Source organism: Thiospirochaeta perfilievii, from assembly GCF_008329945.1.
Lineage (GTDB): Bacteria > Spirochaetota > Spirochaetia > DSM-2461 > DSM-2461 > Thiospirochaeta > Thiospirochaeta perfilievii.
This window is the reverse complement of the sequence record NZ_CP035807.1, coordinates 1,881,832-1,897,985: the sequence shown is the minus strand read 5'-3', so window position 1 is coordinate 1,897,985 and position 16,154 is coordinate 1,881,832. Positions and strand designations below refer to the sequence as shown.

The following is a 16,154-nucleotide window of genomic DNA, read 5'->3' as shown; positions in this document are numbered from 1 at the left end:
TTACCAAGCAATCTATTTAAGGTAATGTAGAAGAGTAGCAATAACGCAATATAGCGTCATTGCTTGAGTTATGTGCAAGGCTGAGCACAGCATTTATTAAATTGTGATTATTGATTATAATAAAGCCCGCCCCAAAGACACCCGCCGTCCATGGCGGGTGGAATAAGGAAATAGGAATTTCTATTGGAAGAAAGAGATAAAATAAACAATCAAGTAGTTTCTCGGCAAAGAGTTTCAGATCATGGTGAAGTCTATACTTCAGAGCGTGAAGTAAATGCTATGTTAGACCTTGTTAAGCAGGAAACAGAGCGTATAGAATCCCGGTTTTTAGAACCAGCTTGTGGTACAGGTAATTTTCTAGTTCAAATACTTAGACGAAAGCTAAATATAGTTGTTAACCGTTATAGAAAAAGTCAGGTAGAATTTGAACGATATGCAGTAATAGCTGTCTCATCTATCTATGGGGTAGATATTCTTGAAGATAATGTTGAGGCATGTCGAAAACGTCTCTTGGATTTGTTTGAAGTAGGATATAAAAAATTATATAAAGAAAATATAAAAATAGAATGTTTAAAATCTATAGAATATATACTTTCCTACAACATTATATGGGGAGATGCTCTAACTCTAAAAAAAGTTAGTGAAAAAAAAGAACCAATAGTTTTTTCTGAATGGTCTCCTGTTAATGGAAGTAAGATTAAAAGAAGAGATTTCACCTATGAAAATTTATTAGAAGCAGAAAAATCAAAAATTCCTGGAGATCTTTTTGCTGATGTTTATGAAACTGATCCTGCTTTTTTACCTAAACCGATAAAAGAATACCCTCTAACCCATTTTTTAAGGATAAGCGATGTTGAATAGTGATAATTACAACCCTGACGTTCTAACATGTTTGGCAAACCTCAGCAATGATGAAGTTTTTACACCACCCAAGCTGGTAAATGAAATATTAGATATGCTACCACAAGAACTCTTTAAAAGTTCAAGTACAACCTTTCTTGACCCTGTTACTAAAAGTGGAGTGTTTTTAAGGGAAATAGGAAAACGTCTAATTGAAGGTTTAGAGCAGGAAATACCAGACTTACAACATCGACTAGATCACATATTTACCAAGCAACTATTTGGTATTGCCATAACAGAATTAACGTCATTGCTTTCTCGGCGCTCTGTCTACTGTTCTAAAAAGGCTAATGGGAAATACTCAGTCTGTGAGATATTTGACACAGAACAGGGAAATATTATTTACAAGCGGATTGAGCATACCTGGCTAAATGGTAAATGTTCATATTGTGGTGCAAGTCAGGAAAATTACGAAAGGAGTGATGAGCTTGAAACACATGCCTATCAGTTTGTTCACACCAAAACCCCCGAGGAGATATTTAAGATGAAATTTGATGTAATAATTGGAAATCCACCATATCAATTGAGTGATGGGGGTGCAGCTGCTAGTGCAATCCCTATATATCATAGATTTATACAGCAGGCAAAGAAAATGAATCCCCAATTTTTAACAATGATTGTTCCATCTCGTTGGTTTTCTGGTGGAAAGGGGCTTGATGAGTTTCGAGATGAAATGCTTACAGATAAAAGACTAAGTAAAATAGTAGACTTTCCTAAGTCGTCTGATTGTTTTCCAACCGTAGAGATAAAAGGGGGTGTTTGCTACTTTTTATGGAGTAAGGATTATCAAGGGGATTGTGAAATAACAACTTATAGGAATGGTAATATTTCTGTTATGTCTAGGCCACTTCTTGAGAGAGGTTATGACACGTTAATTAGATATAATGAAGCTGTATCAATAATTCATAAAGTTTCAAAATTTAAAGAAGAAAGCTTTAGTAAATTAGTTAGTGCGAGAAAACCATTTGGCTTTTCTACAACATTTAAAGATTTCAATGAAAACCTATTTACAGGGGGTATTAAAATATATGCAAATAAAAAAATTGGTTATGTTACAAAAGATAAGATTACTCAGAATTATTTGTGGGTAGATCAGTATAAAATATATATATCTATGGCGTATGGAGCTGGCGAAGATTATCCTCATCAAATTTTAAATAAGCCTTTCATAGGAGAAAAGAATTCATGCTGTACTGAAACATATTTAGTTATAGGACCATTTGAATCAAATATCATAGCACAGAATGTATTAAAATATATTCAATCTAAATTTTTTAGATTGTTAGTTCTTTTGAATAAACCAACACAACATGCCACATCTAAAGTTTATCGTTTTGTACCTGTTGTAGATTTTAATGAATTATGGACTGATGAAAAATTATATAAGAAATATAACCTAACTGAAACTGAAATATCATTTATAGATTCGATGATAAGGCCTATGGAGCTGGATAATGAGTAAAGATTTTTTTCCACTACGCCCTGAAATAACTCCAACGATCTATGGCTACGAGTTGGTAGATGTGGTGTCACATAAAGGTCGTATTAAAGTCGGTTATACCGAACGTGATACACGAAAAAGAATAGCTGAGCAACTACAGACCAGTGGTGTAAAATATACAATTCTTCTTGAAGAATCAGCTATGAAAAAGGATGGGAGTTCTTTTACTGATCATGCAGTTCATAGAGTTCTCAAAAAAAGAGGATTTGCTAATCCTGAAGGAGAATGGTTCATTTGTAGTGTCGAAGATGTTAAATCGGCGATAAAAGCAGTACGAGATGGATTGGATGATGATAACCAGAGAACACTAACTTTTAATATGCGACCAGAACAATCTGAAGCAGTAGAAAAGACAATCACTTACTATAAAAGTTTTAGAAAAGAAAATCCCAATGAAACCCCTCACTTTCTTTGGAATGCAAAAATGCGTTTTGGTAAGACTTTTGCCACATATCAACTTGCATTAAAGATGGGGTGGAAAAAAGTACTTGTTTTGACTTTTAAGCCAGCAGTACAAAATGCATGGGAAGAAGATTTAAAAACTCATGTTGATTTTAAAGGATGGCAGTTTTTATCAAAAGATGGATTACATAAAGAAGATATAGATGAATCTAGACCGATTGTTTTATTTGGTTCATTTCAGGACTTTTTAGGTAAAAATAAAAGTACAGGTGGTATTAAGACAAAGAATGAATGGGTGCATGGCACAAATTGGGATGCAGTTGTTTTCGATGAGTACCACTACGGTGCCTGGAATGATAACTCAAAGGCCCTTTTTAAAGATAATGAAGAAGATAAAAAAATTATTATCGAGCAAAAAGAAATTCTACAGGAAGAAGGTTATCAAGAGATAGATTTTGAAGAGGATATTCTTCCAATAACTACTTATCATTTTTTATATCTTTCCGGTACACCATTTCGAGCAATAGGCTCAGGTGAATTTATCGAAGAACAAATTTACAACTGGACATATTCTGATGAGCAACGAGAAAAGATTAATTGGCAAGGTTTAGATAATCCATATTTATCCCTACCTCGTATGGTTATGATGACTTATCAATTACCGGAATCTATTGTTGATATTGCTAAACAGGGAGAGTTTGATGAATTTGATTTGAATGTTTTCTTTTCAGCTTCAGGAGAACATCTGTCTGCAAAATTTACCTATGAAAGTGAAGTTCAAAAATGGCTTGACCTTATTAGAGGTTCCTATCTAGAAACATCAGTTGATGAACTTAAACTTGGAGCTAAAAAACCTCCAATGCCCTTTTCTCATGCACCTCTTTTAAAAACATTAACTCACACATTCTGGTTTCTACCAACTGTAGCATCCTGTCATGCTATGAAAAACTTGATTAATCAACCTCAAAATACTTTTTACCATGAATATAAGGTAATTGTTGCAGCAGGTATTTCAGCAGGTATAGGTGTTGCCGCACTCCCCCCAGTTCAGAATACAATGGAAGATCCTTTAAAGACAAAAACAATAACTCTTTCATGCGGTAAACTTACAACAGGAGTTTCTGTAAAACCTTGGTCAGGGATTTTTATGCTTAGGAATTCATCAAGTCCTGAAACATACTTTCAGGCTGCATTTAGGGTACAAACTCCATGGGTTATCAAAAATCCAGATGGGCGTTCACCTAATGAAGAACTGATTATGAAAGAAGAGTGCTATGTTTTTGATTTTGCACCGAACAGGGCATTACGCCAAATTGCAGAATATAGTTGTCGACTTAATATAAACGAGTCAAATCCAGAAAAAAACGTACAGGAATTTATCAGCTTCTTACCAGTATTAGCATATGATGGTAGTTCCATGAAACAGATTGATGCTGCAGGTGTTCTAGATATGGCCATGAGTGGCACAACTGCTACTCTCCTTGCACGACGTTGGGAAAGTGCACTTCTAGTAAATGTCGATAATGACACTCTAAAACGACTTATGAGCAATGAAGATGCAATGAATGCATTAATGAATATCGAAGGTTTTCGTTCACTTAATCAGGATATCGAAACTATAATTAATAAATCTGAATCTGTTAAAAAAGCAAAGAAAGAAGCTAACGACAAAGAGCTAAGTAAAAAAGAAAAAAAAGACCTATCAGAAGAAGAAAAAGAATACAAAAGTTTAAGAAAACAAATTCAAGAGAAGTTAATCAAATTTGCTACCAGAGTTCCTGTTTTTATGTACTTAACAGATTATAGAGAAAGAAGTTTAAAAGATGTTATAACTCAATTAGAGCCGGGGCTATTTAAAACTGTTACTGGGTTATCGGTTAAGGATTTTGAATTGCTAGTTAGTCTTGGAGTTTTCAATAGTGCTTTGATGAATGATGCAGTTTACAAATTTAAGCGTTATGAAGATGCGAGTCTTGAATATACAGGTATTGATAGACATGAAGGTGAAGAAGTTGGTCTTTATGATACGGTTTTAAGCTCTAGTGATTATGAAGAAACTTTTGAAAATATGGTAGCAGAGAGACCATAGAAATCTGCCTCCGCCATCCTTGGCTACGGCAGAGGGGCGGGAGTTCATTTGAAACCGGTGCTCTGCCCAGCACATAACAAGGAATATAAGGTTACGCCTTCGGCTTCACCAAAATTGCCTATGGTCGCAAGCTCCCGACGGCAACTTCTCATATTCCTGAAACGTTATGTGAAATCATGATAGGAGAACATTTTGAATTTTAAAGAGTTTAAGGAATGGGAAAAAACGAGAAGTGGAGGGTTTTTACAATTTTTGGGATTAAAACAGTTTTTAATAACTATGCTTATAATTGCAGCTTTAACAATACCTGCTTTTATTGGAAAATTTTTATCATATGATAATACTATTACTGGGATCTTCATCTTACTTTTCATATTTATTTTTAAATGTGTAGGATGGATTTTAAATGAAAATGACTACAAGAAGTTTAAAGAAAACTTAGAGAAGTCATGACTACACATAACAGACAATATACGTTCCTCTTCGCTTCAGCCTGCGGCATATTTCAACAGTCCTGTTCTTGCAGAGCAAGAACCTAGTCCAGTTGAAACATCGTATATCGTCGGAACGTTATATAAAATTTGTTGCATTTTATTATAAAAGGATAAAAAAAATGAAAATAAGAGAAGCAACTTCTAATGATTGTAAGTCAATATCTGAACTGTATTGGGAAAGTGATAATTTTCACAACATTAACCAACCCAATATTTATTCAGCAACGGAAAAACCTTTCAGATCAGAAGAATTTATTAAAGAACAGATTGAAGATAAAAACAGTATGTTCTATATAATTGAAGTTGAAGGAGATGTTATTGGATTCATTTATGGTTATGTGGAATCCAAAGGATCTTTACCAATCCATAAACAAAGAAATTACTTCTATATTGATAATATTGTTGTGAATAAAAAATTCCAGGCTAAAGGTTATGGAAGAATGCTGCTAGATAAAGTAATTTCAGAATGCAAAGAGAAAAAGTATTCAGATATTATGTTAAATGTTTATAGTTTTAATAATAACGCAATTTCATTATATGATAATATAGGGTTTAAAGAAGTTGCTAAAGATATGATTTTGCAACTATAAACTCGACCACAAACTTTATATAACAGACAATATATGCTCGTTTCACTCGGGCTTCGCCAAATCTCCCACTTCGTGGTAGACTTCATATATCGTCGGAACGTTATACAAAAAATAAAATTATGGAGATGCCTTATGGACAATCTAATTCTTGATATAGATGGAACATTATTGAATGGGGCTGAAGAAATAAACAATGCTACTAGATTTATAAACTACCTTGAGGAAAAAGGGATAAAATATCTATTAGCTACAAATTCTATCAAATCACATAAAGTACAAGTTCAAAGTAACCGTCAAATCTAAAGGCAGTAACAACTGATATTTAAATATTTAATATTTTAAAAAGGGAATAGCTCTCTAAGAAGGTAACATAATTTTATTAACTTCTATTGGATCACATTTCCATGGAGCTAATTCTTCTAATGAGGAGCCTTCTGGTAATAATGGAGCCTTATCATATAACCATTTTAAATATGCGTATGGATTTAAATCATTTAATTTTGCCGTTTCAATTAAAGAGTAGAAAAAACATAATGCATCCGCACCTTCAGGACTACCCGAAAATAAAAAATTTTTACGACCCATAACAAGTGGTTTTACCACTCTCTCCGCAGCGTTATTATCTGGAGTAAGCTCTGCACAATCAAGGTAATTTATCATTTTATCCCATTGGCCTAATGTATATTTTACAGCTTTCCCCAATTTACTTTCTGGTCTAATATTTATAGCCTTTTTATCAAGCCAGTCTTTTAGGTTATCAAGTAATGGTGTCGCTAACTTCTTTCTTTCTGCTACAAATTCTTCCGGTTTGAGGTTCTTATCTCTAAGTTGTTTTTCTACAACATATATCTTTTGAATTTTATTAATTACAACATTAGACTTATTTAGTTGCTTAGAAGCTTTATAGGCATCGTAAAGCTCTCTCCGACAATGTGCTAAACATGTTACATGTGTTATTTTGTCACTATTTTTAAAAACGGCATTGTAACCTGGGAAACCATCTGACTGACAAAACCCAGAAAAGCCTTCAGTAAAATCTTTAATATATTTTGAACTTCGAGATCTATTATATTCATAGAGAGCTATACTTGAGTCTTTAGGCCCACCACAGGTGACCCATATGTAAGAGTTACTAGAATCTAATTTACCAACTTCCCCATGAACTTTGAGGACTGTTTCATCCATTTGAAGATATGTACCAGTCTTTATGTGATCTTTCATAATATCATTAAGACCTTTTAATTTTCTATAAGCTTTTATAGTCCAGTTTGACATATTCTGTCTGCTTATCGGAATCCCATACCTCTCAAATCTTTTCTCTTGCCGATAAAATGGCAGGTAATCACAAAATTTATTTGTATGGATGTAAGCAAGAAGACCACCAGTCACTATACTTCCTGAAATCAATGATGGTGGTGCAGGAGCAACTCTAAAAGTTGGTTTATCTTCATCTCCTGAACCTTCACAATTCCTGCAGGCATATTTTGGTCTTATATGTTGTTCTACATAAGACTTTTCAGGAATAATCTGTACCCTTTCTGTTACTACTTCATCAATTTTAACCATCTGACATCCACAAGCACACTGTTTATCATCTTCTGATATATCGTGAATGATTTGTTTTCTAGGTAGGGATGGATCTATAGGTTTTCGACCTTTCTTTTTTCTATTATATGCTGGAATAGATATAACTTCAGGTTCATCCTCTTCTTCTATATCCAAGGCGGTTTGCTCAAACTCATCAAATAATTCAGATTGTAAAGGTGTAACCTTTTCACTAGATTTTCCAAATCTCTTTACTCTTTCGAGACGCAACTCTTCTTCTAGTATTTTAACCCTATTTTCAAGAGATTTATTTGAGTTTTCAAGAGACTCAATATATGTAGATATTTCTTCAGGGATTACCTGTTTTTTTATTCCGCCCATCGAGTAAATACTACAATTTTATAAAAGATTATAAAACCCTTTTAATTCATCTCTTTAAAATATATTTCTTTATGGGCTTTCCAAAAATCTATACCAGACAATAGAAGTTTTAATTGTTCTAAAGTTATCTCTTCTGCATCATCTGCCGTTTGTGGCCATGGGAACTTATCTTTCTCGAGTTTCTTTTGCCACATTGCAAAACCATTTTTATCCCAGTATATACATTTCAAGTTTTTTCTGTTTTTGCTACAAAACAAAAATAAACTTCCAGAACCAGAATCTAATTTCATTTCACTTTCAGCTAAAACTGATAACCCATTAATCTGAGATCTCATATCTGTTGATCCAGGGCGAACGAAGATTGATATTTTAGTTAGGTCTAAAAACATCAGTTAACTTCCATTAGTACAGCGATTATTTTACTAATTTTATCTGAATTTATAACTCCACAGATCTCAATCTTTGTATCATTAACAATAATTTTAATATCATGAGTTTTCTTAGAATTACTCGTTTTAGGTTTTATCTTAACCAAATTTGATTTTTCAGTATTTATAGAGAACATTTTAACCCAATAAATAAAAGTTGATGCTTTTAGGTTATTTTCTCTACTAAAAGCTGCAACTGACTGGCCTGATTTATTGAACTCTGATACTAATAATTTCCACTCTTCGTGGCTCTTTCGACTTTTCATATTATCCCTCGGACTTAAGGGTGTAATATTTTATTTATTTTTTTAAGGGCATACTAAATTGACGGTTACAGTTCAAAGGTTCAATGAGATTGGATTATCCATTTCCCCAGAAAAAATATATTCACCAATAGATTCCATAAATCAGTATATAATTAAAAATAATATTTCAAATGTAATGGTAGTCGGGAGTGATGATGAAATCTGTCAAATTCAGGCAAATCACACATTAGTTAATCCTGAGCTAATTATACTTCTAGACTTTGAAAAAAATAATTTTGGATACAATGATTTACAGGTAATAATAAACAATCTTAATAATGAGAATCGTATTATTTCAGCTTCAGGTTCTCCTTATTACCTCAAAAATGGACGTAAAATTATTGATACTGGAGCTTTTGTTTCATTATTAGAATCTATCACAGATCAGAAAATTGAAATATTAGGAAAACCCTCAAGTCAATATTTTCAGAATGCACAGAGGATTTTTAATGAAAATCTTAAATCTATAACTGTAATAGGTGATGATTGGAAAACTGATATTATGGGAGCAAAAAATGTAGGGTATAACTCAATACTAATGAGATCAGGAAAATATAAATTAGGGGATGAAAAATTGTGTAATCCAGATTCTGTTATCGATAATTTCCTTACACTTATTCCATAATTTTATTCTTCGTATAACAGCGGATATACGCTGCGGTTTCACCTTGGCCTTCGGCACATTTTCATATTGAGACCATGCGGAGATTTAACAAACATTTGAACTGGATTTTACTGTTTTCATCTTTCTTGCAGAGCAAGAAAGTTGTCAACACCTCCACTTCGTTCCGGCCGTAAAACAAGTTAAATGGACGTTAAATTCACGCAAATTTTATACGTGACCAATTATTTAATACGGTGTAACCTTAAGAAAATGAAAACGTCGTATATCCGCGGAACGTTAAATGAAATTAATGCTTTATGACTTTTCCAAACTTGACACTTGTAACCCTTAAGGTTACATTAAGGATGTAATGATAAAAACATTCAAACATAAAGGGTTAGAAGAATTCTTTATTAAAGGAACAAAAAAGGGAATAATTCCAGAACATTCTGCAAAATTAGCTAGAATCTTGGACCGTCTTGATGCATCAACAACAGTTAAGGATATGTCTCTTCCAGGATATAGATTACATCAACTGTCAGGTAAAGAAAAAGATATTTGGTCTGTAACAGTTAATGGTAACTGGAGAGTAACTTTTTATTTTGAAGAAGGTGATGCATATATTGTTAATTACCTCGATTATCATTAGGGAGTATAAAGATGACAATAATGAGAAAACCTACCCATCCAGGAACAGTATTAAAAGAAGATGTTATACTACCATTGGGATTAACTATAACTGAAGCTGCTACTGATTTAGGTGTTTCAAGGAAAGCTTTATCAGAATTACTTAATGAGCATACTTCTTTAAGCCCTGAGATGGCAATAAGAATTGCAAGAGCAACAAATACAACTCCAGAAAGCTGGTTAAACATGCAAAATAAAGTTGATTTGTGGAAAGCTGAGCAAAAAGATCCTAAAGTTATACCTTTTCCAGTTTTTGATGAACCTGAAACAAAAGGTTTAATGGAAGGCTAACGCATTAAAATCATTTAACAGACAATATACGTTCCGCTTTGCTCCAACCTGCGGCATATTTCAACTGTCCTGTTTCTTGTAAAGCAAGAATCTAGGCCAATTGAAACATCGTATATCGTCGGAACGTTATATTTAATGACTTAATGAGATTTTAATCAGGAGATTGTATGCCAGATTTTAAAACTATTGATGACTATATTAGTGCTCAACCAGAAGGTACAAAAGAAGCTTTAATTACTATGAAACAATGCATTTTAAAAGCTTTACCTGATGTCGAAGAGCTATTCAACTATAATATTCCAGCTTTTGCTCTAGTGAAAAATGGGAAAATAGAACAACAAATTATGATTGCAGGGTATAAAAAGCATGTCGGTTTTTATCCACATCCTACTACTATAGAAAAGTTTTATGATAGATTAACCGATTTTAAACAAGGTAAAGGTTCTATCCAATTCCCAATAGACAAACCGATACCTTGTGATTTAATAATTGAAATGGTTAAGTATAGAAAACAACTAATTAATAGTGATAATTAGAGAGTTCAAAAAGTCACTAAATATAACAGACAATATATGCTCCGCTTCGCTGCGGTCTTCGACAAATCTACCACTGCGTGGTAGACTTCATATATCATCGGAATGTTATGTTCAATATTATTTTTTGACATTAAACGAGCAATTCTTGTATAATAAGATAAGAGGCAAAAATGTTAATTTCTAAGGAAGAATTATTTACCGAAGCAATAAACTTATCTCCAATGGATAGGGCTAAACTAGTAGAATACGTTTTATCAAGTTTTAATTTTCAAGGAAGAGAAGAAATTGACTCTGCTTGGAGTTCTGAAGCAGAAGATAGAATTCGTGCTATGAAAAATGGAGAAATGAAAACAATTTCTATTGAAGATGTATTTTCTTCATTGGATATGTAAGTGAGAATAAGATTTTCAGAAGCTGCAAAAATAGAACTTCAAGATGCAATAAATTATTATAATGAACAGAGCGAAGGTCTAGGTTATGAATTTGCAAATGAAGTTAAGCTAACTTCTGAGAGAATTTTAGGGTTTGTAGATTCTTGGCCTAAACTTTCTGAAAATACAAGATGAGCTAGAACAAACCGATTTCCTTTTGGTCTAATTTATACTACTGATGGAGAGATTATCATTATAGTTGCTGTAATGCACCTGCATAGAAAACCAGACTATTGGAAATCACGAATAACTAAAAAATAAGACTGAACATAACAGACAAAATATGCTCCGCTTCGCTGCGGTCTTCGACAAATCAACTACTGCGTGGTAGACTTCATATATCCGCAAAACGTTGTACGAAATTAAAGTGAAATCTAAGGGAAAATATGGCACCTAAAAAGAAAGAAGAAATTATTGATGGCCTAACTATTAAATATCACGCTAATGGCGAAACAGTATGGTCGAAAGGTAGAGTTGTCAAAGGTCAAGCAGAAGGATATTGGGAATGGTATCGTATTGACGGGACTATAAAAAGATCCGGAAATTTTAAAAACGGTGCTCAGGTTGGAGAATGGATTACTTACGATAAAGTTGGAAATCCTTATAAAAAGACACATTTTGATTAAATAAACTTTTCACTTTAACTTCGTATAACAGACAATATATGCTCCACTTCGCTGCGGTCTTCGACAAATCAACCATTGTGTGGTAGTATTTCAGTTTTTGCTTCAGAAAAAGAGCGTGAAGTTGGTATAAAAACATTTCAAGGCTTTCAGAAAAAAGGTTTAGCATATGTTACAGCTTGCGCTTATATTGAGGAGTGCCTAAAGTATAATTTTATTCCTGTTTGGTCTTGCTTTAGTGAGAATGAAGTTTCAATAAGATTAGCCGAAAAGCTTGGCTATAAGATTGAAGCCCATCATCCGATATATTTTGCTGAAATTGGGAATTAAAAATACAACCATTTTGAATTACGCTTTACAATCCTAAATTTTTTAGAAATTGACAGGTTTTTAGATAGTGGTGGAGAGTGGGATTATGAGAATAATAAGTGTAAGCTCTAAAGCTCTACATTTTTTACAAGTTATGGCATAATAGCAAGTAGTGATAAGGTAAATATATTCCACACAACTTTGCATAGTCCCAGAACTTTAGGTGAATAATTTTATAAAACAGAGGATTGGCTCGGAAGTGTTATTTGAAATTGAAATAAAGTGGAAGGATATATAATTAATGAGAATTGTATCAGTACCGGGGTTTGAGTATTTATACCTTTGTACAGAACATGTTGGTTATTATGAGAAGTAAGGATTCTATAATGAAAAAAAATAATTATAAAAAATATAACAGTAACGTCAAAAATGGAAAATTAAGTTATGTCGTTAAGCATGGTATTTTAGGGTGGGGAGTTCCTGTAGGAATTATTATAACAATTTGGAACTACATAGATGAGAAGCCCCAAGATTTTACTAACTTTATTATTGAATCTTTGCCAAACCTTATTGTATATCCTATAACAGGAATCTTTTTTGGTTTAATTATGTTTAAAGTAACTAAAAATAAAATCAGTAATAATGACTAACTTAAGTAATTTCATTTAATACAGCCTAAATGCTTCGCTCTGCTGAGTCTTTGACTCATTATATGCTACAATTTTAAGTAGGGGTCGAATAGTGAGAATGGGTATGAAAAACTGGGCCATAGAATTGCACCTAAGTTTGGAAATATTAGGCGGAATCTATTTCTCAAATCTTTTACAATATTGAGGTTGTTTGGATGGAAATTACTAATTCTGAAGAGATGATGATCGCAGTATGTGGCATGAATTGCATATATTGCTATGTTCATCATAAAAAGAAAAAACCATGTCTGGGTTGTCGTCAAAGTGATAAAGGTAAACCGGAACATTGCCAGAAATGTAAGATAAAAGAGTGTGCATATGATAAGGGTTTACTCTTTTGCTCGGAGTGTTCTGATTATCCTTGTATTTTAATAAGGAGATTAGATAAGAGCTATAGAATTAGATACAATGAAAGTTTAATCAATAATATGAAAGTCATTAATGAAAAAGGAATGAATTACTACTTAAGTTTCGAAAAAGAGAGACTTAAATGCCCAGAATGTAGTGGTGTTCATAATATCCACCAGAAGACGTGTTCAGAATGTGGAAAAACCTTTAAAGTGTCTGAATTGAAATAAATCTTATAAAGAAATAAAATACATATAAAAAGTAATGAATAGAATACGCCTTTGGATATTTTTTTGTCGAGGGTATGTTATGTAAAGTTGCTTAATTAAAAGAAATTGAAATGAAATACCAAGAACTTGAAACAAAAAGACTCCTTCTTAGGAAATTTGAATCTTCAGATTTGGATTTTATATTTAGGCATTTCAACGATGGTTTTGTTTCAAACTATCTATATGATAATGAACTTCCACAAGACTTAACTGAAGCTGGAGAAATCCTTGATTGGTGTTAGGACCTAGATTCAAACCATATACGCTTATTCAGAGGGAAGTACTATGACCATAATCTATGGTCCCATATTGTTAGAAAGGCTAACTTGAGCTAAGTCTTCATATTTAAATAAGAAGAGTCATTTTTTGAATATTAAAGAAATAAAAGCTCACTAGTGATAAGAGGGGTAGGGTTTTTCACTATTTAATTATTCTATGGAAAACCATAACTCATTATTATTTAGAGGTACGGTATCGGGTAAGAAAGGGTTCTCTAGCTTAAATATTTTTCTGCTATTTAATTTTGCATTTAAAACATAATCATAATTATACTCTTTCCATATTTTATCAAAACTACCGTCTTCTAACATCATATTTAGACCTTTACTAATTCTTTCATGTAGTAAAATACTGTTTTTAGAAGTATATAAGAATTTAGGTAGTGGATAATATATACAAATATTCTGTTCTATAGCTAACTCTGAATGCTCAAATTGCCTATTCTTAAGCTCTTTATAAGCTTCATGAACCCCTCTGGGAAATGCATCAAACCTTTTAGAAGATAACATTCTTAATAAACCATCATAAGTCAAACCCTTTACCACTGAAAGTTTATAACTTTCTAGGATTTTAGTATCGAGCCATGTATTTCCTTGACCTAGACGGATTTTTTTAAGATCTTCAAAAGTATTTATATTATTAAAAAGGGTTTGATTCTCTTTATTAATTAAAAATATTCTATATCCAAACAAACCTTTAGTTGTGGGTATTTTGATTGATAAAAGATTTTTCTCGTTCTCTTCGGTTACACTTGCTTCAACAATAAAGTTGGGGATAGTGTCCTTTATAAGAGTATTCATAGCTCTTTTAGAGTTCATCCTTGCAGAAGGAACTAAAGTATAATTTCCATATTCGGATTTTGTAATCTCTAATGCAGTAGTTATAAGTTTTACTGGATACTCCATTCGTTTATCGTGTTCATTTTCACCACCCCTATAGGTGACTACCATCTGACTTGATAAATTTGTAATTACAGAAAATAATAATAATAAGAAAATCTTTTTCATATTTACAGCCTTTATTTATAATTATCTAACATATTCAGAAATCTTACCTAAAATTATACATTATATTAAAACAAAGTAGTAAATAAATTTTAGTGCAATGGATCTTTATGGAGCCAGATATCTTCTACAACCGATTTTTGTAAGTGACTTAGGATAATTTATGATTTATTATCAATAATATTGAGTAAAAATAGTTGTTTTTTAAACTTGGCTCAGAAAAATTATATTTAATTATAAGTTTATAGGAGATAAAATGTCTGAACAGATCAATGTTACAGTTAATATGAGTAGATCAGGTAAGTCTGAGTTTACAGGTGGTTTATTAGGTTTAATAGGTTGGAGTATTTTAGGATTCTTTATAACTTTATTCACATTGGGTATTTGTTATCCATGGGCTTTATGTATGGTTTATGGGTGGAAAATAAATAATACCACTATAGATGGCAAACGATTACAATTTAATGGGTCGGCTATAGGACTATTTGGCTTATGGATTAAGTGGTTCGTATTATGCATTATAACAATTGGTATTTATGGATTTTGGTTGCAAATATCCTTAGAAAAATGGAAGGTTAAAAATACTTCATTTGCAAACTAAACTACCTAATAAAAATGGATCTATTATAAGGTCAACAGACGCTGATGAATTAGGAATTTAGTTTATCTATCTTGGTAGCTATTTAGATGCCTGGAGCTTCTTTTTAGTAATTATATTAGCAGTAAAGGTATGGAGTATTTTTCTGATTATGTACTTGTTACTGCTGAAGGATTTATAAAACTTTAAAATATATATAATAATAGGAAATCTAATGAATAGTGTTGAAGTACCCAAACTGTATAAAAAATATTTTATTGATAAAGATGATGAAAGAAAAAAGCTATTTAAAATGATTTATGATATATACAAACCCCAAAAAGGGATTTACCCTGGAAGTTTTGTTCATATTACCCCATCATTTTATATAAAAGAGATGACGTATATTGATTCTGATAAAAGAATTGCTAAATTTTTTGATAATGAAAATGTGTTAAATTATATTTGTGAAAATAAAAACTATAGTGATGAGCCTAATATAAAAGCGTTTCAAGGGGACTTCTCAAGTCTTTTGGCTATAGATGAAAATTCCTTCGATATTATGTTCTCTTTTTATGCCGGATTTATTTCTCAATCTTGTAAAAAGTATCTAAGGAGTAGTGGGGTATTAGTTTGTAATAACAGCCATGGAGATGCAAGTCTAGCCTTTACTGATGAGGACTATAAACTAATTGCTGTTATAAAACGAAATGGAAGTAAGTTTAGAATTGTAGATAAAGATTTAGATTCATATTCTATAAAAAGAGATGGTACACATATTGATAGGAATAAAGTTCTTAAGACAATGATAGGTGAGATTTTTACACAAAAAGCTTATGCCTATATATTTAGATTCAATCCAAAATAAGTAA

23 protein-coding genes are annotated in these 16,154 nt (G+C 32.2%); 19 read left to right on the top strand and 4 right to left on the bottom strand.

Annotation, left to right across the window (positions count from 1 at the left end; translation table 11 throughout):
• Positions 1-183 precede the first annotated feature (183 nt).
• The 6 genes from EW093_RS08620 to EW093_RS17310 all read left to right on the top strand — a co-directional run bounded on the left by EW093_RS08620 (position 184) and on the right by EW093_RS17310 (position 6,279).
• A complete protein-coding gene (locus EW093_RS08620; RefSeq protein ID WP_223111590.1) occupies positions 184-861 on the top strand; it encodes a DNA methyltransferase in 678 nt (225 codons plus the stop codon).
• Positions 851-2,362 carry an Eco57I restriction-modification methylase domain-containing protein gene (locus tag EW093_RS08615; protein ID WP_149568005.1) on the top strand — a complete coding sequence of 504 codons (1,512 nt, stop codon included), beginning with the start codon at positions 851-853 and terminating at the stop codon, positions 2,360-2,362. Before EW093_RS08620 ends, EW093_RS08615 begins: the two co-directional genes overlap by 11 nt.
• Complete coding sequence (locus tag EW093_RS08610; protein WP_149568004.1) at positions 2,355-4,892, top strand: GIY-YIG nuclease family protein; 2,538 nt, start codon at positions 2,355-2,357, stop codon at positions 4,890-4,892. Before EW093_RS08615 ends, EW093_RS08610 begins: the two co-directional genes overlap by 8 nt.
• Positions 4,893-5,084: 192 nt before the next feature.
• Positions 5,085-5,345, top strand: a complete 261-nt coding sequence (locus tag EW093_RS08605) for a hypothetical protein (protein ID WP_149568003.1) — start codon at positions 5,085-5,087, stop codon at positions 5,343-5,345.
• A 160-nt stretch (positions 5,346-5,505) separates the two neighbouring features.
• Positions 5,506-5,976, top strand: coding sequence for a GNAT family N-acetyltransferase (locus EW093_RS08600; protein ID WP_149568002.1), 471 nt, complete (start codon positions 5,506-5,508; stop codon positions 5,974-5,976).
• Positions 5,977-6,108: 132 nt separating this feature from the next.
• Positions 6,109-6,279, top strand: a complete 171-nt coding sequence (locus EW093_RS17310) for an HAD hydrolase family protein (protein WP_187759649.1) — start codon at positions 6,109-6,111, stop codon at positions 6,277-6,279.
• Positions 6,280-6,333: 54 nt separating this feature from the next.
• Here EW093_RS17310 and tnpC read toward each other — a convergent pair whose 3' ends face one another.
• From tnpC to tnpA, 3 genes are read right to left on the bottom strand one after another with little or no spacing between them, the layout of a single operon-like run.
• The gene (gene tnpC, locus EW093_RS08590; protein ID WP_149566823.1) at positions 6,334-7,902 is read right to left on the bottom strand and encodes an IS66 family transposase; all 1,569 of its coding nucleotides are present in this window, start codon (positions 7,900-7,902) and stop codon (positions 6,334-6,336) included.
• Positions 7,903-7,943: 41 nt separating this feature from the next.
• A complete protein-coding gene (tnpB, locus tag EW093_RS08585) occupies positions 7,944-8,291 on the bottom strand; it encodes an IS66 family insertion sequence element accessory protein TnpB (protein WP_149566822.1) in 348 nt (115 codons plus the stop codon).
• A complete protein-coding gene (gene tnpA / locus EW093_RS08580) occupies positions 8,291-8,596 on the bottom strand; it encodes an IS66 family insertion sequence element accessory protein TnpA (protein WP_149566821.1) in 306 nt (101 codons plus the stop codon). Before tnpA ends, tnpB begins: the two co-directional genes overlap by 1 nt.
• A gap of 58 nt (positions 8,597-8,654) precedes the next feature.
• Here tnpA and EW093_RS08575 point away from each other — a divergent pair, with 58 nt between their 5' ends.
• From EW093_RS08575 to EW093_RS17305, 11 genes are all read left to right on the top strand, one after another.
• Positions 8,655-9,260, top strand: coding sequence for an HAD hydrolase-like protein (locus EW093_RS08575; protein ID WP_149568000.1), 606 nt, complete (start codon positions 8,655-8,657; stop codon positions 9,258-9,260).
• Positions 9,261-9,609: 349 nt separating this feature from the next.
• Positions 9,610-9,888 carry a type II toxin-antitoxin system RelE/ParE family toxin gene (locus tag EW093_RS08570; protein ID WP_149567999.1) on the top strand — a complete coding sequence of 93 codons (279 nt, stop codon included), beginning with the start codon at positions 9,610-9,612 and terminating at the stop codon, positions 9,886-9,888.
• Positions 9,889-9,899: 11 nt separating this feature from the next.
• On the top strand, positions 9,900-10,217 hold the full coding sequence (locus EW093_RS08565) for a HigA family addiction module antitoxin (RefSeq protein WP_187759648.1): 318 nt from the start codon (positions 9,900-9,902) through the stop codon (positions 10,215-10,217).
• A 167-nt stretch (positions 10,218-10,384) separates the two neighbouring features.
• Complete coding sequence (locus tag EW093_RS08560) at positions 10,385-10,753, top strand: iron chaperone (RefSeq protein WP_149567998.1); 369 nt, start codon at positions 10,385-10,387, stop codon at positions 10,751-10,753.
• A 170-nt stretch (positions 10,754-10,923) separates the two neighbouring features.
• Complete coding sequence (locus tag EW093_RS08555; protein WP_149567997.1) at positions 10,924-11,145, top strand: addiction module protein; 222 nt, start codon at positions 10,924-10,926, stop codon at positions 11,143-11,145.
• Positions 11,146-11,319: a hypothetical protein gene (locus EW093_RS17500; protein WP_223111589.1), complete on the top strand. Its 174-nt coding sequence runs from the start codon at positions 11,146-11,148 to the stop codon at positions 11,317-11,319.
• Positions 11,320-11,570: 251 nt separating this feature from the next.
• A complete protein-coding gene (locus EW093_RS08545) occupies positions 11,571-11,810 on the top strand; it encodes a toxin-antitoxin system YwqK family antitoxin (RefSeq protein ID WP_149567996.1) in 240 nt (79 codons plus the stop codon).
• A gap of 75 nt (positions 11,811-11,885) precedes the next feature.
• Complete coding sequence (locus tag EW093_RS08540; RefSeq protein ID WP_187759647.1) at positions 11,886-12,137, top strand: GNAT family N-acetyltransferase; 252 nt, start codon at positions 11,886-11,888, stop codon at positions 12,135-12,137.
• Positions 12,138-12,502: 365 nt separating this feature from the next.
• Entirely contained in the window at positions 12,503-12,766 is a 264-nt protein-coding gene (locus EW093_RS08535) for a hypothetical protein (RefSeq protein WP_149567994.1), read from the top strand.
• A gap of 194 nt (positions 12,767-12,960) precedes the next feature.
• A complete protein-coding gene (locus tag EW093_RS08530; protein WP_149567993.1) occupies positions 12,961-13,383 on the top strand; it encodes a DUF3795 domain-containing protein in 423 nt (140 codons plus the stop codon).
• A 110-nt stretch (positions 13,384-13,493) separates the two neighbouring features.
• Positions 13,494-13,664 carry a GNAT family N-acetyltransferase gene (locus tag EW093_RS17305; RefSeq protein ID WP_187759646.1) on the top strand — a complete coding sequence of 57 codons (171 nt, stop codon included), beginning with the start codon at positions 13,494-13,496 and terminating at the stop codon, positions 13,662-13,664.
• Between the two features lie 186 nt (positions 13,665-13,850).
• Here EW093_RS17305 and EW093_RS08525 read toward each other — a convergent pair whose 3' ends face one another.
• Positions 13,851-14,708 carry an ABC transporter substrate-binding protein gene (locus tag EW093_RS08525; protein ID WP_149567992.1) on the bottom strand — a complete coding sequence of 286 codons (858 nt, stop codon included), beginning with the start codon at positions 14,706-14,708 and terminating at the stop codon, positions 13,851-13,853.
• A 253-nt stretch (positions 14,709-14,961) separates the two neighbouring features.
• Between EW093_RS08525 and EW093_RS08520 the strand changes: the two genes are divergently transcribed.
• Together EW093_RS08520 and EW093_RS08515 are read left to right on the top strand one after the other, a co-directional pair.
• Positions 14,962-15,306, top strand: a complete 345-nt coding sequence (locus tag EW093_RS08520; RefSeq protein ID WP_149567991.1) for a DUF898 family protein — start codon at positions 14,962-14,964, stop codon at positions 15,304-15,306.
• Positions 15,307-15,517: 211 nt separating this feature from the next.
• Complete coding sequence (locus tag EW093_RS08515) at positions 15,518-16,150, top strand: hypothetical protein (RefSeq protein ID WP_149567990.1); 633 nt, start codon at positions 15,518-15,520, stop codon at positions 16,148-16,150.
• Positions 16,151-16,154 lie beyond the last annotated feature (4 nt).

Bases quoted from the DNA above. Each gene is read 5' to 3' on its own strand.
- EW093_RS08615 (WP_149568005.1), top strand. From the start codon at position 851: ATGTTGAATAGTGATAATTACAACCCTGACGTTCTAACATGTTTGGCA.
- EW093_RS08610 (WP_149568004.1), top strand. From the start codon at position 2,355: ATGAGTAAAGATTTTTTTCCACTACGCCCTGAAATAACTCCAACGATC.
- EW093_RS08600 (WP_149568002.1), top strand. From the start codon at position 5,506: ATGAAAATAAGAGAAGCAACTTCTAATGATTGTAAGTCAATATCTGAA.
- EW093_RS17310 (WP_187759649.1), top strand. From the start codon at position 6,109: ATGGACAATCTAATTCTTGATATAGATGGAACATTATTGAATGGGGCT.
- tnpC (WP_149566823.1), bottom strand. From the start codon at position 7,902: ATGGGCGGAATAAAAAAACAGGTAATCCCTGAAGAAATATCTACATAT.
- tnpB (WP_149566822.1), bottom strand. From the start codon at position 8,291: ATGTTTTTAGACCTAACTAAAATATCAATCTTCGTTCGCCCTGGATCA.
- tnpA (WP_149566821.1), bottom strand. From the start codon at position 8,596: ATGAAAAGTCGAAAGAGCCACGAAGAGTGGAAATTATTAGTATCAGAG.
- EW093_RS08570 (WP_149567999.1), top strand. From the start codon at position 9,610: ATGATAAAAACATTCAAACATAAAGGGTTAGAAGAATTCTTTATTAAA.
- EW093_RS08565 (WP_187759648.1), top strand. From the start codon at position 9,900: ATGACAATAATGAGAAAACCTACCCATCCAGGAACAGTATTAAAAGAA.
- EW093_RS08560 (WP_149567998.1), top strand. From the start codon at position 10,385: ATGCCAGATTTTAAAACTATTGATGACTATATTAGTGCTCAACCAGAA.
- EW093_RS08555 (WP_149567997.1), top strand. From the start codon at position 10,924: ATGTTAATTTCTAAGGAAGAATTATTTACCGAAGCAATAAACTTATCT.
- EW093_RS08545 (WP_149567996.1), top strand. From the start codon at position 11,571: ATGGCACCTAAAAAGAAAGAAGAAATTATTGATGGCCTAACTATTAAA.
- EW093_RS08535 (WP_149567994.1), top strand. From the start codon at position 12,503: ATGAAAAAAAATAATTATAAAAAATATAACAGTAACGTCAAAAATGGA.
- EW093_RS08530 (WP_149567993.1), top strand. From the start codon at position 12,961: ATGGAAATTACTAATTCTGAAGAGATGATGATCGCAGTATGTGGCATG.
- EW093_RS17305 (WP_187759646.1), top strand. From the start codon at position 13,494: ATGAAATACCAAGAACTTGAAACAAAAAGACTCCTTCTTAGGAAATTT.
- EW093_RS08525 (WP_149567992.1), bottom strand. From the start codon at position 14,708: ATGAAAAAGATTTTCTTATTATTATTATTTTCTGTAATTACAAATTTA.
- EW093_RS08520 (WP_149567991.1), top strand. From the start codon at position 14,962: ATGTCTGAACAGATCAATGTTACAGTTAATATGAGTAGATCAGGTAAG.
- EW093_RS08515 (WP_149567990.1), top strand. From the start codon at position 15,518: ATGAATAGTGTTGAAGTACCCAAACTGTATAAAAAATATTTTATTGAT.